Source organism: Agaribacillus sp. DX54 (assembly GCF_056858335.1).
The window spans coordinates 95618-111989 of record NZ_JBXEQE010000024.1 but is presented as its reverse complement, the minus strand read 5'-3'; the positions used below and the strand labels follow the sequence as shown (position 1 = coordinate 111989).

The window sequence follows — 16372 nt, the reverse complement described above, 5'->3', positions numbered from 1 at the left end:
GAACAATGGTTAACCACAAAGGCACTAAGACACAAAGAGGCACAGAGGTTTTTGCCTTTAAATAAAAATGCAGGCTTATTCTTAAGATGTGCAACACCTACGAGACGCTTGCGTTAGTTGTTGTTTTTCCTGCGGAAGCGGTTATTTGAAAACATCATAGAGCAATGATATCGCCAAAGCAACTGCTAGAAACGTACGCCAAGGGTAGAATTCCAGGTTGTACCAAATCCATAAAATCCCCTGTTCTCATTAAACCGGCCTTCTCCGGTGATATTAGAGTCCAGCTCAGCGATATACTCTTCGTCCAAAACATTGTTAACATTTAAACCCCAGGTGAAATCCAACTTACCGACCCGGAAATCATAATAAATACCGGCATCCACCAGATTGTAAGAAGGAAGTTTCACAGCCTGATTGCCAGGCGTCAGGAAAAGGTCATCATTGGCCACATCATATTCCGCATAGAGGTCATCTGCAAAATACCAGCTTCCATACAACCTCAAACCTTTTAATAGTTCATAAGTTATACCGATTCTGGCAGTGGTTTGGGCCGCATCTCCGACTTTTACACCGTCCAGAAAGTAAGTGAAATTTCCCTGATTAACTTGGTTATCATCGAATATGCTGGTATTTATATTACCTCCGTAGGTCCAATCCCCTATAGAAAACATGCCATCGATTGTAAGGTTACTTATCGGTCTGAAAGTCATGTCTACTTCTATTCCAGTGTGAATCTGGTCAATGCCTGACAGATTCGCCGTTCCTTCGACACCATCGACATCAACTGACCTATTTAAAAAACGGTTGGTCCATGATGTTCTATATAAATTCAGATTGGCGCTGAATATGCTGGACCGGTAGCCATAGCCTAGTTCAGCGCCAAATACCCTTTCATTTTCGACATCCGGATTTACAGTATTTAAAAAGTTAATAAATACATTGTCAAAAATAGGTTGTCTGCTGTAAAAACCTACATTGGCAAAGACATTATGGCGTTCATTAATGTTATAATTGGCACCCCCCTTTACATTGCCACCCAGGAAATTTTCGAAATCCGTTTCCTGTTTAGGATCTCCGTCTGCTTCGGTGTCATCCCCATCCAGGTAATTGAAGTAGTCGATCCTTTTGAATCCCTGATTGGAAAGTGACGTTGATACAAAGGCTGAAAGGGGTCCTTGCGTATATTCTAATTGCCCGAATAACCCCAGCCATTGCACAATGCCATCGTTGTTATAGTTTATCGGGGCATCATTTCTCAGATTGACAATAGCGCTTGACTCCCTTTCCTCGGTTACAAACCGTCCGGCAAGATTAATATTGTCATCGGTAAAAAAAGCATCTGCACCCAGCAGGTTATCTATTCTTTGGTAATGAATACCCCTGTAATGCCGGGCATCTATTCCGGCAATCAGCGTGAATCGATCGCTCAGCTCATGGGTCAGGTTGGACAGTACGCCTACCCAGTTGTGCGAGTTGATAGAGGCCCTTCTTACTAACCCTTCATTGCTTGTATTCACAAACTTATCAGCAAAAAAGCCCTCACTATTATCTAAATCAGGATTTAGCGCTCCCCAGGTCACTTTAGGATCCCCGAAATCAGGCACGTCTTCGCCCGTGTTCCACCGTCTGATATCTTCAAATCTTACCTGTCCGTTCTCATCCCTAAAAACCTCATCCGTGTCAAATCTACTGTTCAGCCTGCCTCTCGGACCTGTTCCACCACCTCTGCCAAAGGATATGTATGCCGTAGTAGCTAATTCCGTTCTATCTGAAATAGTCCAGTAATGATTAAAGAATATTTTGGGTTTGTGATAAAAGTTTCTTCTCCAGTTAAATACCTCTCCATCCAATTCTCCCCACAGGTGATTATATTTTAATCCTCTTTCCTGGAAGGTCTCCAAAGTAACCTCATCAAATCTGCCTATCCTTCTCTGATTGTGCCACTGTGGCGCTCCAATCGCAGTAAAATGAAGTGAATGCTTGTCATTAAATACTTTGGCTATAGAGGCAAAATAAGAATAGGCCCTGAACTGTGTCCCATCAATGTATCCATCTCCCCTTGTATGAGTACCTTGCAGGCTTATTGCCCAACCGTTCTCGGTCAAACCGGTAGAGGTGGAAAATGAAAATTTGTGGTAGCCATCATTTCCAATTGAATAACCCAATCTGTTTCCTCTTTTCATTTCAGCGGCATTGGTAATAATGTTAATGGTACCACCCACAGAATTAATAGCCAGTTTAGAAGCACTCAGCCCCCTTTGCACCTGAATATTGCTGGTTACATCACTTAAACCAGCCCAGTTTGACCAGAAAACCCAACCGTTTTCCATATCATTGACTGGCACCCCATTGATTAATACGGCGGTATTTCTTTGATCAAATCCGCGCACATTGATCCGGGAATCGCCAAATCCTCCACCTTGCTTGGTAACATAAATGGAAGGTGTGGATCTTAAAATCTCAGGAAATTCCTGGTTACCGATCTTAGCTTCGATCTCAGAACCTTTGATGGTAGAAACTGCTACGGGTGTTTTCCTGTCTATAGCTACAGAGGCAATTATTTCTACCTCCTTCAGCCCTACGGCACTGGCCCCAAGGGCGACAGTGCCCACATCAATCGTTTGTCTGTCGATTACCTTAACAAACAATTCCTGATTTTCATATCCCACATAGGAAATTACTACTACCTGATCTCCGGCTGCCAATCCGGATAAAGTAAAACTACCGTTGATGTCAGTTGTAGCGCCTTTTGTTGTGCCCTTAAGCACTACCGTGGCCCCAATTAATGCCTCCTGATTTTCGGCATCCAGAACAGTTCCGGTGACTGTCCCCTGCGCATATACTGCCTCACCTCTCAATAAAAGCAACAGCATACCCATTGAAAAAAATAGTAGACTTTTTTTCATGTGTTAAATGATTTAGTTGATTTTAAGTTTAGTAAGTGATAATTCCAGGTTTACTTAATTGCGAAATTAGAAACCTGGATTTAATTCGCGCGGTTTCTTAAATTATCTTATTGTTAAATTAACAGCGCGTTTCTTTCTATCACGTTTTTTTCGTGAATTGTTGGCAAGCAAACCAGGGCTTTCAATTTATACATCATTCAATTGCGCTTTGCAGCCTATATTCCATCTGTTTCATAGGGGACGAATCTACCGAGTGTTCAAAGTGAATAATTTAAAGTCATCCCTTCATGATTTGTTCCAATATCACCATTTCCTGTCAATTTACCGATGGTATTAGCCCGATACAATTAAGCAAATTTTACGCAAACAGAAACATCCGTTTTGTATCTAAAATCAGGCTTTCCTCCTGTTTCGCACAGAAAAAATCATAAAATAGTAGTATGTTTATCAACAAAAAAGCAACCACTTATGATTAAACATTTAACCTTTAGCTTATTAATCACTTTCTGTTTGTTAAGCAATGCACAATCGCAAGTAGACCTCTCTTACTATTTATCTTCCAATACCAGCTACGATCAATCCATCCCTACTCCACGGCAAGTATTAGGCTACGAGGTAGGTGAATGGCATGTCAACCATGATCAACTGTTCAGGTACATGGAGATAATAGCGGGAGTATCTGACCGGGTAAGCCTTGAAATTTATGCCAGAACTTACGAAAACAGGCCTTTGATGTTACTTACCATCACGGCTCCCGAAAACCATGCCGATATCGAATCTATCAGGCAACAGCATGTTGGCCTGTCAGATCCGTCATCGCAAAATAACCCCAATGTTGCCGACATGCCTGTTGTAGTATGGCTTGGTTACAGTGTTCATGGCAATGAGTCGAGCGGCACTAATTCTTCATTACTGACCGTATATCACCTGGCTGCAGCTACAGGTCCTGACATCGAATCGATGCTTAAAAACACCATTATTCTTGTGGACCCCATGATAAACCCTGATGGTAATATGCGATTCTCGTCATGGGTGAACAGTCGTAAAAGTAAAAACGTCATTGCCGACCCTAACAATCATGAACAAAACGAACCCTGGCCAAGGGGGAGGACGAATCACTACTGGTTTGATCTGAACCGTGACTGGATATTGTTGCAACACCCGGAAACAAGGGGGAGAATTGAGCAATTTCACCGGTGGAAGCCAAATATTCTAACCGATCACCATGAAATGGGCACCAATGCCACCTTTTTTTTTCAGCCGGGCGTCCCTTCCCGCAATCATCCTTTAACGCCTCAAAATACCTTTAAACTGACTAATCAAATTGCCGGATATCATGAAAAGGGCCTGGATAAGATTGGTTCGCTTTACTATGCAAAAGAAGGCTTTGATGACTTTTATTATGGAAAGGGTTCAACTTATCCGGATATCAACGGAGGTGTAGGCATTTTGTTTGAGCAGGCAAGCTCCAGGGGGCATGCACAGGAAAGTGTCAATGGAACCTTGAAATTCCCGTTTACCATCAGAAATCAATTCACCGCTACCCTTTCCACATTGGAAGCTTCACAGCAACTTCGTAAAGAGTTGCTGACCCACCAATCAGAATTCTTCAATAATGCCCGGTCACAAGCAGCCAAAGATGCGGTAAAGGGGATTGTGTTCGGCGCGGTGCCTGATCGCTCAAGGTTAAACGCCATGGCAGAAATCCTGCAAAGGCACCAGATCCAAGTGCACAAATTAGGTCGATCTGTTGATTTCGAAGGTGAAACTTTTGAGCCGGACAATAGCTACATTGTACCGCTTAATCAACAGCAATATCTGCTCATAAAAGCGTTGTTCGAAACAAGAACTTCTTTCCGGGACAGCCTTTTTTACGATGTTTCTGCCTGGACGCTGCCAATGGCATTTAACATTCCCTATGCGGAATTAACCACCAGGACATTTGACAATAATTCGGTAGCTGAGGAAGTGCAGGACTTTTCTTTAACAACTACAAAATTTCCCGCCGATAAGCCCACTTATGCCTATGGCCTTAACTGGAACGAATACTTTGCCCCTCGAGTGCTTTTTAAATTGTTAAAAGCCGGAATCAGGGCCAAGGTGGTTACAGAGCCATTTACGCACGTTAACGGCAAAGCATATAATTATGGTACTATTATCATTCCATTACATAACCAACCATTATCACCTGCTCAAATCCATAGAATCATGGATGAAATCAAAGCAAAGGGTGGAGTGGAAGAGATATTTCATTTTAATTCAGGGGCATCCGTCAATGGCAATTACCTGGGCAGTAATAAGATGAAAAATGTGGTGCAACCGAAAATTGCTTTGATCGTTGGCGAAGGAATAGCGGGTTACGATGCCGGGGAGGTATGGCACCTGCTCGATGAACGATTTGATATGGAACTAAGTCTGCTGCCAATACACAAGGTGGCCGACACCAGACTCGAACGTTATAATACCATAGTTCTTGTCGAAGGAAATTATGCAGGACTCGGTTCAAGAGCACGTGATAAAATCAGGCGTTGGGCCCAAAACGGAGGAAACATTATCGCTATGCGAAATGCCAGTAAATGGCTATCGGAACAGGGGCTAACCAAAGTAAAATTTAAAACAAGCAAAAAAACCGATACGCTTCGTCAAAGGGCCTATGTCGACCTGCCACGGTACAAAGGCGCCCAGGTAATCGGAGGGGCAATATTCGCCACCCGGTTGGACCTGACCCATCCCCTGGCATATGGCTATAACCGGGAGATTATGCCGGTATTTAAAAAAGGGACCTTGTTCATGGAAAGAGAAAAAAACCCCTATGTCAATCCAGTGATGTTTACGCAAAACCCATTGTTAAGCGGATATATCTCAAATGAAAATCTGGCGAAACTAAAAAATACCGCAGCAGTAAACATCAGCGCTTTCGGAAAAGGCAAAATTATTTCTTTCACCGACAACCTTAACTTCAGGGCATATTGGTATGGTACCAATAAAATGTTTCTGAATGCCCTGTTTTTTGGGGATATTATTGATTTATAAATATTTGAATAGCAGAAGTTCTCAAACTATTTATTACTTTCTGAGGTTTGAGCAACTGCTTAATCTGGATACCACTAGAAAAAGGGAAGGCCGCCATGCGGCCTTCCCTTTTAGTTTTATTTTAACCAGGAGTTAGACCTTTTGTTTTACTGGTTCTGCTTTTTGCTTGACCGGTTCTTTTTCCTTGGCCAATGATTTTTTCGTCAAATCAATTACTATAGGAGTAGCTACAAAGATTGATGAATAGGTACCCACAAGAATACCTACCAACAAGGCAAATGAAAAACCTTTCAATACTGCCCCACCAAACAGGAACAATACCAAAACCACAAACAAAGTGGTTGCCGAAGTTATTAAGGTTCTGCTAATGGTGTTATTTATGGATAAGTTAAATGTTTTTTCCAGATTGGCAGTCCCCCTTAACCCGAGGGTTTCTCTGATACGGTCAAAGACAACCACCGTGTCATTGATCGAATAACCGATAATGGTCAGCATCGCTGCAATAAACACCTGATCAACCTCATAGGTGATACCCAGCACTCTGGCAATGGAAAAGGCAGAAATAACTATCAGTGTATCATGAAACAATGCTACGATAGCGCCCAAGCCAAATTGCCATTTTCTAAACCTGATAAGAATATAAAGAAATATTACAATCAGGGAAAAGAATATCGCCTGTTGAGAAGAGGATTTAATGTCATCCGCGATGGTGGCGCCCACTTTTTCAGAGCTCAGAATGGTAAAATGTGTCTCATCCACCTTAGAATCATCTGCAATAAATTGCTGGCCGCTGAATTCTTCCAAACCTTTGATCAAGGCAGCTCTTACTTTATTGTCAGCATCGGTGGCTTCATCATCGACCAGGTAACTGGTCGTAATTTTCAGCTTGTTGCTGGCTCCGAAAGTTTTTACTTCGGTACCAGTATTTTCAAAATCATCCTGCAGGGCGGTTTCAACCTCTGAAGTTACCTGAGCCTGGGCAAAGCTTACTACATAGGAACGACCTCCCTTGAAGTCTACCCCCAGGTTTAACCCACCTTTTATAAGTAAAGCCGTAATCCCTATAAGAATAATCGATACCGAGGCAAAATATGCTTTTTTCCTTTTGCTCAAAAACTCCCAGTTGACATTTGAAAGTAGTCCTTTGGAAAAAGGGGTAGCAAAGGATATTTTACTTTGATCGCCTTTTCCGGATAGCCAGATCATAATCAGCCTGGTCACAAATACTGCGGTAAAGAAGGAACAGAAAATACCGATGATAAGTGTTACCGCAAATCCTTTTACCGGTCCTTCTCCAATCAGGGCCAGAATGACAGCGGTTAACAAAGTTGTAAAGTTGGCATCAAAAATAGACCAAAAAGCTTTCTGGTAACCATTGCTAATGGCTTTTAACAAGGTAACCCCATTTCTTAGCTCTTCCCTGATACGTTCGAAAATCAGTACGTTAGCGTCAATAGACATACCGATGGTCAGCACAATACCGGCAATGCCGGGTAAGGTAAGGGCCGTTTTGAACTGAGCCAGAATACCGAAAATAAAGAATATATTAAATACCAGTGCCGAATTGGCCACTAAACCACCTTTGGCATAGTAGAAAATCATAAACAATACCACGATTCCTAGACCTACAATGATCGAGGTGATACCCTGCGCGATGGATTCCTGTCCCAAAGTCGGGCCAATGATGGCCTCCGAAACGATTCTTGTCGGAGCAGGTAATTTTCCGGCTTTCAATAAATTAGCCATATCGATTGTTTCATCGATGGTAAAATTACCTGAGATCACTGATTGACCATTGGGTATTTCCGAAGATACATTGGGCGCGGAAATAACCTTGTTATCCAATACGATGGCAATTCTTCGATTGATATTAGCAGCCGTCAATCTTCGCCACCTCTTTGCCCCGCTTGCATTCATTACCATATGAACCGCCGGCCTGTTCACTTCATCCCTGCCCTGATAGGCATTGGTAATTACCTCACCGGTCAAAGGGGCCTTTCCTCCCCGCCCAACTCGCAGCGCATGTAATTCCAACAAATCCGAGACCGTGCCATCATCAGGGCGGGTATCGGGTTTAACCTGCCATTTGAATACTACGCTGGGAGGAAACAAGGATTTCACATCCTCCCTGTTAAAAATCCGGTTTAACCTTGCCGTGTCTCTTAAATTGCTGAATAAATAAGCTTTGCCCTCCTTATCAAACTGAATGCTTAACAATTCCTGCAATGGCGAAACCTGCTGGTTAGCCAATGAATCCAATGCGGAAGAGGTAGTATCAGAACCTTCCAACTGAGCCGCAAGACTTTCTTCTCCCACCTGTGTAGTATCCTTTGCAGTACTGTCATCAGGCAGCAAAGAACTAAGAGCATCGTCGGTAGAAGTTGCTTCCTGATCATCGGTCAATGGCAAAGTGTCGGATTTGGCTAGTTTTTCATCCAGCAACAATTCACTGATCGCATTAATAGAGGCGGCGTATTCCTGAAAATCAGCTACCTCCCAAAATTCCAGCTTGGCTACCCCCTGCAATAATTTCCTGACCCTGTCCACATCTTCCACACCCGGTAGCTCTATTTGAATTCTATTGGTACCCTGAATTCTCTGGATATTCGGTTGTGAGGTGCCAAACTGGTCAACCCTTGTCCGTAATATGTTAAATGACCGGTCGATGGCTCCATCGATTTCCTCCCTGATCAATTCCAGGACATCGCTTACAGACGACTGCAGGCTGATCCGGTCTCGGTTGGCAGAATTGGAAAAAATCTCTACCAGCCTCTGGTCCTGACCACCCAGGTCGGAATAAGCCTGATAAAACAAATCAGAGAAGGCAGCCTGGCTGTTACGCTGCAATTTCTTTGCCTCTTCCAAAGCCTGCAGAAAAGTTTGATCTTTGGTATTTCCGGCCAGGCTTTTAATAATTTCATCGGGAGTCACCTCAAGTGTGACATGCATTCCTCCCTGCAAATCAAGTCCCAGGGCCAACTCATTTTTCTTTACATCCTCATAGGTGTATTCAATGCCAAAAAGGTTATAGACCGGCTCGTGCCATATGGAATCCAGGTATTGCCTTTTCTTATTGAAATCCAGTACTCCGCTTTGATCTGTAGCATACGCGATGGCATCATTCTGCACGCCGTTGGCTTTGAAGGTAAACGACAGATAGTACAAACACAACAATGTGACCAGTACTGTCAGGATAATCACTGCGCCTTTGTTTTGCATTTTATTAAAGTTTATTGTTTATAGCTTAATTAATTTTTGGGAATGAAAACTGTCAGTTTTGTCAGACAAAACTGCACTTTTAGGTATTAAGAGGAAGTCCGGCTACGGAGCATTGGGGCTTATGATAAACCTGAAGAGGATATTAAAATATTCTGAATTGTCAACAGGTTCATCAAAATCCCTGAAATGAATAATTTCACTTACCGGTGTTAATTCCTGAATCAGATAGGACTCAAAATGAAGGTCTATATGGATAAAGTTGATAATCGCCTGAAAGGTTACCATGGCTATTTCCGCCGAGGTATTGTCCTGCTTGCCTGAATCGTCATCGGTCACTTCCATCCGGTTGACTTGCTCCGCTCCAACCATATAGGTGGAAACTGCACCCATAAAGGTGGCGAGCGTAAGCACCAGCACCGTTAAACGTGACAAAACCGATTTGTTTATCCAGTATTTCATTTTGTAGCCTGTAAAGCTAGGCATATTCAATTAAAATTCAATGCTTTAATCGACGAAATCTGCTGGTCAGGCAAAGGAAAATAACATTGGAAATGTTTTTGGCATGAATCATTTTTATTTTGCAACCTAAGTTCTGTATGACAGACAGTTAAAATAAGCGTATCAAATTATTGTCTTATCATCTGTTTTTATTATGCAAATTGTTTCATTAAATACCGGTCAGATCAGGGAAATAAATCAAAATGGTAAAATCATTACCACAGCGATTTACAAAACGCCGGTCGACCGATCCCTGGAAGTCCATAGCCTGGGTATTGAAGGCGATCAACAGGCAGATTTACGCGTTCATGGAGGTGTGGATAAGGCGGTGTATGCTTATCCCGCAGAACATTATGATTACTGGCAAAAATTGCTGAACAGCAACGAATTGCCCTACGGTATGTTTGGAGAAAATATTACCACCTCCGGCTATCCGGAGGATCAGGTTTATTTTGGTGACGTGTTCCAAGCCGGCACCGCCGAATTGCAGGTTACCAGGCCGCGTCAGCCTTGTTCAAAGTTAAATTTAAAATTCAATGATAATCGAATGGCTAAAAAATTTCTGGCCAGTGGTAGAAGTGGTTTTTACTTTCGTGTATTGAAACCTGGCAGGATAAAAGCAGGGGATCCGTTTATCAGAGTTGCCACATCTCCGGATAGATTCTCTATTCATGAGTTTAATGTGGTTTATAGTAAGGAAAAAAATAATATAGGTTTGTTGAAGAAGGTTGTAAAGGTAAAGGATGTTCCTTTGAAGTACAGGGAGCAGTTTAGGGAGCATCTTAATGGTTTATTGGAGGTTTAGGTAGTGGGGTAGAGGGCGGATGGAATGATGAGGTAGTGGAATAATAGATTGGTGGGAAAGTGGAATAGTGGGATTTTGGGGAAGTGGGAAGTTAGAATGTCGGGATAGTGGGGCATGGTCGAGGAGAGGTGTGCAGGATATTGGATTGAGCAGGTGTTAAGTTTTTGTTAACTTTCATAGAATTGGGTTTTTCGGCCTATTCAACTGGATAAAAAATGATTATTTTCGGGCTTTAAGTTTTCAAAAGCACATGCGGTAAATGAAATTCAAAAAAGAGAAAATCTATTCTCTTATTGACGCCATAGAGGTCATAATACGGCGGTTAAAGCAGGCTGAAAATGACCAGACACATTTGTTGCAAGAAATACACCCTAATGCACGATTAAGTGCGATGAATCTTATTCATTATCGTAATCTCAGGGAATATGATATCCGTGATGTGCAGAAAAAGCTCGGCAACATGGGGCTTTCGCGACTGGCCAAAGCAGAGTCGCATATTATGGCCAGTTTGATATCGCTGGAACAGATCCTCCGAAAAATGTGTGAAGAACCGGTTGACGAAAATTCAAAACCACCGTTTTCTATTAAAAAAGGACAAAAGATACTGGCCGCAAATACTAAATCATTGTTTGGCTACCGTTCGAAAAACAGGCGCGTTAGAATAATGGTAACGCAACCTACGGAATCGGCCTATAATTATCAGTTGGTTCATAACATGGTGGCAGCGGGAATGAATTGTGCCAGGATTAACTGCGCTCATGATGGTCCTGAGACCTGGCTGAAAATTATCGACAATGTGCATCTGGCTGGGGAAAAGCTGAAAAAGAAGTGTAAAATTACTATGGACCTTGGTGGGCCGAAAATCAGGACAGGCACGATTATTCCCGGGCCAAAGGTTAAAAAATTCAGGCCTGCACGCGATGAATGGGGAAAAGTGATCACTCCTGCCCAAATTGTACTGGTTCCTTCACTAACTTTGGAGTCTGCCGGTAACATGGTGCCGGTGCCAACCGAATGGTTGGATAAACTAGGTGCTGGTGACAAAATCTTTTTCCAGGATACCAGGGATAAGTTAAGGGTATTGAAAATCGAGGAAACCGGTGATGGTTTTGCGATGGCCCACTGCTATGATACATCTTACATAGCCACAGGAACCAAATTTATCTCCAACATAAATGGAAGCAAGGAGATTGTGGAGGTCGGTGAAATGCCATGTATAGAGCAAAATCTGATGCTAAAGGCTGGCGACCGGTTGATTGTCCATAAGGAACGCCAGCCAGGACGCCCGGCCACATATGATGGGGAAGGTCGCCAATTGACGGAAGCCCATGTCTCCTGCACATGGCCCGAAATAGTAGACCATATTCGAATCGGAGAAAAGATACACTTTGACGATGGCAAAATTACAGGAAAAATTGTAGATGCTGACGAGCACAGGTTTGTGGTGGAGATAACTTATGCCAGGGAAATGGGAGCCAAATTAAAAGCCGACAAAGGAATTAATCTGCCTGAAACCAAATGGCATATCAGTGGTTTAACAGAGAAAGATAAAAATGACTTGAAATTTGTAGCCGAGCATGCTGATGTGGTAAATATGTCTTTCGTAAACGGTCCTTCGGATGTAGCCGAACTGATTGAAGAGATAGAAAAGTTAAATGCAACTGATAAACTGGGGATCATTTTAAAGATTGAAACGCAACATGGATTCAACCATTTGACCGAAATACTGCTGGAAGCCATGAAGCTGAAGAAAGTGGGTGTGATGATTGCCAGGGGAGACCTGGCTATTGAAACTGGCTGGGACAATATCGCTCGCATACAAAACGAAATGCTGGCCGTTTGTAACGCTGCCCACGTCCCTGTAGTATGGGCCACGCAAGTGTTGGAAAACCTGGCGAAAAAAGGGATTCCTTCCCGCTCCGAAATCACCGATGCAGCCACCTCCATCAAAGCGGAATGCGTCATGTTAAATAAAGGACCCCATATTACGGAGGCCATCCGGCTCCTGGACACTATTTTAAAAGGCATGGAAAATTACCAGGATAAAAACGCACCTATGCTACCCGCACTGGAAACAGCAGGGGGTTGAGAGTGAGTTTGGGTGTGGGTGTGAGTGTGGGTTTTAGACAGCCTTATCTCATGGTTTTTCACTTCAACAGTTGATAAGCGCACATTTTTCCTGGTTGTTTTCAAATTCAATAGTGGCATGGTGTACACCTTTTCTAACCAGGTTTTCTTTAATAGCTGACTTAAGATCATTTAGCTGATCCATAGACAGGCTCTCATTCAAAACCAGGTGAACAGTCAAAATATTGTATTCCCCATCCATCGACCAGATATGAAAATCATGGTAATCCTCAATTTGTGGAATGCCAGCCAGGTAGCTCTTAATCGCGTTGACATCTGCATTCACAGGAATACCTTGCAGGATGATCTGAAACGTATGTTTTAGGTTTTTCATGACATTCAATAGGATATAGGCACTGATCAGTAGGGAAAGTATTGGGTCAATAATGGGTAAATCAAAGAAATACATAATCACAGCCCCGATCAAAACCGCGACCCATCCCATTACATCTTCAATCAGGTGTAACCTCACCACTTTTTCATTGAAGGAAGCCCCACCTTTTAACCTGATTACCGCGGCCCCATTAAACATTACCCCTAAAACTGCTAATATGATCATACCCTTGGCATCGCTGGGTTGCGGCTGTATCAACCTGGGAATAGCCTCGATCAGGATAAATATACTTCCCACCAGAAGAATAATCGAATTGATAATGGCTCCTAAAAGGGAAAAGCGTTTATAGCCATACGAAAAAGTATTGTCACGCCCCCGGATAGAGATTTTCTGAAAGTACCATGCCAATGCCAGCGATAACGTATCACCCAAGTCGTGCAAGGCATCCGATAAAATTGCCACACTGTTAGTCATCAGCCCCCCGACAATTTCTATAATGGTAAAAAAGAAATTGAGGAAAAAGGCAACTTTTATATTTTTTTTACCCCCATGATGGCGGCTTCCTGACGACCCATGCTGATGGTGCTGATGCATTTATCAATTTTTAAAGGAGGCTACGACCATTATCCCGCACCTTTGACCGGCAACGGCAACTCCCTTAAAAATACCGATTTTTATCGTAATAATTAAACCTGCAATCCTTACATTTTTTGTCAGGATACAGATTATTAGGTACACTGGCTGCATTCATTATGCGTTACAGTGTATCTGATTACCCAGTAAAAAAGCGCTGAAATTCATGGTTTAAAAATTGTTTCATCAATTTTATGTCATTCCTTGACCTGCAAATTGTTGTCACAAAATACCTCGATAGCCTTTTGCATAAACTCAGCTAATCCTTGCACATATTTTTCATAATACTGCTTGAATCGCTCATCTTCAACATACATCCTGCCCAGCGCCTCATATCTTTCCCTGCTTACTTCATAATACAAATTCATTTGTCGAAAATGCCTCAAAATTACCCGCTGAACCCGGATATCGGCAGGATTGAATCCAACCATGCTAGCCAGAAGCCTGTTGATTTCTTCGTCCTCCTCTTTGTGTTTTTTCCATCCTTTTTTACCTTTTTCGCGAATTCGTTTCTCTGTTTCATCCAGGCGCTCCTGTCCCCACCTTTGCACGACTTCATCCTTTATCTGTTTGATTTCATCCTGATTAAATCCACCGTACAATTCTTTGTCACTAATCATTTTCTCTTTGCTTTTTAAGTTTTCAATGGTTCTGTCAATTGTCAGAAGCAGTTGCTGCAAACGATTTATTTGCTTTGCAATTTGCTCTTTATGAAACTTCAGGGCCTTAAGTGTATCAAAGTCCGGATTGTTAATGATTTGCCCTATCTCCTTTAATGGGATACCCATCTCCCGGTAAAACAGAATTTGCTGCAACTTAAGAAGTTGCTCCGGTGTGTAGATACGATAGCCCTTTTCCGACCTTTGAGCAGGTTTTAATAACTCAAGCTGATCGTAGTAATGCAGGGTCCTGACACTCACCCGTGCCAATCCTGAGAGCTCTTTTACAGTATATGTTTTCAAATCATTGCCAACAACTGTAGCAAAGGTATACTATCACGTAACGTAAGGGTCAAGAAAAAATACATTTTTTAAAAAACATTCAATGGCTTTCAGCAACACCATATCAATATGATTGAACTGGTATGGCAGCCTAACAGGTGATTTATGCTTCTAAAAAAAGCATATTTTGTGTAGTGATAGCCTGTATGATTATTTTTTACACGGGTTGAAAAAATCATAAGGAATTCAGGATTTTAGAGTCTTACAGCATTTTAGGTTCTCGTTGCCAAGCAGTTGCTTCAGGCTCAAAATAGGCATCGCGTAAGCAACAGGCACCAAACTACAGACCAGCACCTTTGACTGAGGATTATTCTTTTCAAAAAGCTTAAAAAAAATTTTAGAGTAATGCTTCTGTACGTCGTCAGTGCTGCTAAAGTCATTTAACGCAAAAATCCATACATTGGCATCCAGAAAATAGTGTTGGTCTTTGGGGGAATAAGTTCTCAAGTCAGAGATATTGAGGAATTTCGGCACTAGGAATTGATTATTGAATTCATGCTGTCCTCATGCAGCTTCCTCGCATTTTCATCAGAACCAAGCTCCCGGGCTTGCTCAATTTTGCGTTTCCATATTGCGCTTAAATCTTTAAAAATCAGCATTTTATCTAAAAATTCAGTGTTGAACTCCAGATACAATTTGCCAATGCTAGCGTTAGTAAATGCTGTCACAACTTCCTTAATCCCATTAAAAGATAACGTAATTGGCTCATTATCCTGGATTTCGGACTTTACAAATTCATATAACTTCAACCCTTTTCCCGGGGAAATTGCTGAACGGCTGTTGATGATATCTTTTACAAGGTAGTTTTTCATCTTTATAAATCTTAAATTTAATAAAAAAATCAGATTTTTCTAAAAATCAAATGAATCATGGCCCCCGGAAAAGGATTTTTTATCCTGTAATTCATGTAATGTCCTCCGGACAACGTCCAATAGCCTAAACCAGATATGATATGTATCGATCCATTATTACTTTTACAATAATCGATAATATCCTGCAAACCATACCCTCCCGGGCCATATTCCCTATTTTTGGTGGTATTACCCGGTTTTACTGCCCAATCTATAGCTGCTATATCTGTTTTTATGTCCGGGTTAGAAATTTTGATTTTTTTAAAAAACCCGTCTCCTAAATCCAGTAAAGTAAATTTTAACAAGTTTTTGTTTGGAAAGTATTGACCACAGGTATAAACCTTGTTGGTATTGGCATGTAATTCCGCATTTACAAAAACTTCGCTGAACGCCGTCTTCAATTGTTTAACAGTACTAAAAGGCAAGTGATCCAATGCCCGGTGTCCAAAGAAATCTTTTTTAAGATAAAAGGTAAATGCATCATCATTCTCCGGAGCAAACGTTTTTAAAGGAATTGTTGATTCTCTTTGATCATAAATTAGCCGCTTGTTTCCGGACAAATAATTGAAAAAACCGTTACGAAATAAAACATGCATGTGGTCTGGGATTTCCACATAAATATAGAGCTTATTTTCCCATCTTAGTTTTCCAATGATGGCCAAAAGTAAAGATGACAGGTTTGCATCGAACATCTCAACAGCCCAGATATTTAAGGAAATTGTAGTGTACTCAAGCTTTTTTGCAAAAAAATAGAATTTCATTATCTCCTCATATCCAAGATGGTTGGTCATGACTTCCTTCACTTCAATCGCATATTGGTGTTTACTGGTTTGTATCAACTTATGTCAGCTTTTTTGATAAAAAATCTGAAATCTTTATACGAAAAATCAAGTCTTTGACATAGAGCTATGATTTCAAAATTACCAGGAATATATTGATGGTCTATCAGCCAGCTTAAAAAAGGT

At 41.7% G+C, this 16372-nt stretch carries 11 protein-coding genes; 3 read left to right on the top strand and 8 right to left on the bottom strand.

The annotated features are described in order from the left end of the window. Window positions 1-185: 185 nt before the first annotated feature. Window positions 186-2906, bottom strand: coding sequence for a TonB-dependent receptor (locus tag AC04NP_RS21850; RefSeq protein ID WP_482862078.1), 2721 nt, complete (start codon window positions 2904-2906; stop codon window positions 186-188). A 468-nt stretch (window positions 2907-3374) separates the two neighbouring features. Here AC04NP_RS21850 and AC04NP_RS21845 point away from each other — a divergent pair, with 468 nt between their 5' ends. Continuing rightward, window positions 3375-5939, top strand: a complete 2565-nt coding sequence (locus tag AC04NP_RS21845) for a M14 family metallopeptidase (RefSeq protein WP_482862077.1) — start codon at window positions 3375-3377, stop codon at window positions 5937-5939. Window positions 5940-6071: 132 nt separating this feature from the next. On the opposite strand, the gene secDF is transcribed toward AC04NP_RS21845, so the two are convergent. Both secDF and AC04NP_RS21835 read right to left on the bottom strand, forming a co-directional pair. Further along, on the bottom strand, window positions 6072-9158 hold the full coding sequence (gene secDF / locus AC04NP_RS21840) for a protein translocase subunit SecDF (RefSeq protein ID WP_482862076.1): 3087 nt from the start codon (window positions 9156-9158) through the stop codon (window positions 6072-6074). A gap of 102 nt (window positions 9159-9260) precedes the next feature. Next, a complete protein-coding gene (locus AC04NP_RS21835; protein WP_482862075.1) occupies window positions 9261-9617 on the bottom strand; it encodes a hypothetical protein in 357 nt (118 codons plus the stop codon). Between the two features lie 193 nt (window positions 9618-9810). On the opposite strand from AC04NP_RS21835, the gene AC04NP_RS21830 reads away from it, so the two are divergent. Next, window positions 9811-10461 (top strand): MOSC domain-containing protein, encoded by a 651-nt coding sequence (locus tag AC04NP_RS21830; protein ID WP_482862074.1) that lies wholly within the window; start codon window positions 9811-9813, stop codon window positions 10459-10461. A gap of 259 nt (window positions 10462-10720) precedes the next feature. Continuing rightward, window positions 10721-12550 carry a pyruvate kinase gene (locus AC04NP_RS21825; RefSeq protein WP_482862073.1) on the top strand — a complete coding sequence of 610 codons (1830 nt, stop codon included), beginning with the start codon at window positions 10721-10723 and terminating at the stop codon, window positions 12548-12550. A 63-nt stretch (window positions 12551-12613) separates the two neighbouring features. On the opposite strand, the gene AC04NP_RS21820 is transcribed toward AC04NP_RS21825, so the two are convergent. The 5 genes from AC04NP_RS21820 to AC04NP_RS21800 form a co-directional block, all read right to left on the bottom strand. Further along, window positions 12614-13516: a cation diffusion facilitator family transporter gene (locus AC04NP_RS21820; RefSeq protein WP_482862072.1), complete on the bottom strand. Its 903-nt coding sequence runs from the start codon at window positions 13514-13516 to the stop codon at window positions 12614-12616. A gap of 236 nt (window positions 13517-13752) precedes the next feature. Beyond that, entirely contained in the window at window positions 13753-14517 is a 765-nt protein-coding gene (locus AC04NP_RS21815; RefSeq protein WP_482862071.1) for a MerR family transcriptional regulator, read from the bottom strand. A 225-nt stretch (window positions 14518-14742) separates the two neighbouring features. Continuing rightward, window positions 14743-15003 carry a hypothetical protein gene (locus AC04NP_RS21810; RefSeq protein WP_482862070.1) on the bottom strand — a complete coding sequence of 87 codons (261 nt, stop codon included), beginning with the start codon at window positions 15001-15003 and terminating at the stop codon, window positions 14743-14745. 26 nt (window positions 15004-15029) lie between these two features. Then, entirely contained in the window at window positions 15030-15368 is a 339-nt protein-coding gene (locus AC04NP_RS21805) for an STAS-like domain-containing protein (protein ID WP_482862069.1), read from the bottom strand. Between the two features lie 29 nt (window positions 15369-15397). After that, complete coding sequence (locus AC04NP_RS21800; RefSeq protein WP_482862068.1) at window positions 15398-16246, bottom strand: hypothetical protein; 849 nt, start codon at window positions 16244-16246, stop codon at window positions 15398-15400. Window positions 16247-16372: the final 126 nt, after the last annotated feature.

Coding starts and splice junctions, on each gene's coding strand:
- AC04NP_RS21850 (WP_482862078.1), bottom strand. CDS start 2,906: ATGAAAAAAAGTCTACTATTTTTTTCAATGGGTATGCTGTTGCTTTTA.
- secDF (WP_482862076.1), bottom strand. CDS start 9,158: ATGCAAAACAAAGGCGCAGTGATTATCCTGACAGTACTGGTCACATTG.
- AC04NP_RS21835 (WP_482862075.1), bottom strand. CDS start 9,617: ATGAAATACTGGATAAACAAATCGGTTTTGTCACGTTTAACGGTGCTG.
- AC04NP_RS21805 (WP_482862069.1), bottom strand. CDS start 15,368: ATGAAAAACTACCTTGTAAAAGATATCATCAACAGCCGTTCAGCAATT.
- AC04NP_RS21845 (WP_482862077.1), top strand. CDS start 3,375: ATGATTAAACATTTAACCTTTAGCTTATTAATCACTTTCTGTTTGTTA.
- AC04NP_RS21830 (WP_482862074.1), top strand. CDS start 9,811: ATGCAAATTGTTTCATTAAATACCGGTCAGATCAGGGAAATAAATCAA.
- AC04NP_RS21825 (WP_482862073.1), top strand. CDS start 10,721: ATGAAATTCAAAAAAGAGAAAATCTATTCTCTTATTGACGCCATAGAG.
- AC04NP_RS21820 (WP_482862072.1), bottom strand. CDS start 13,516: ATGCATCAGCACCATCAGCATGGGTCGTCAGGAAGCCGCCATCATGGG.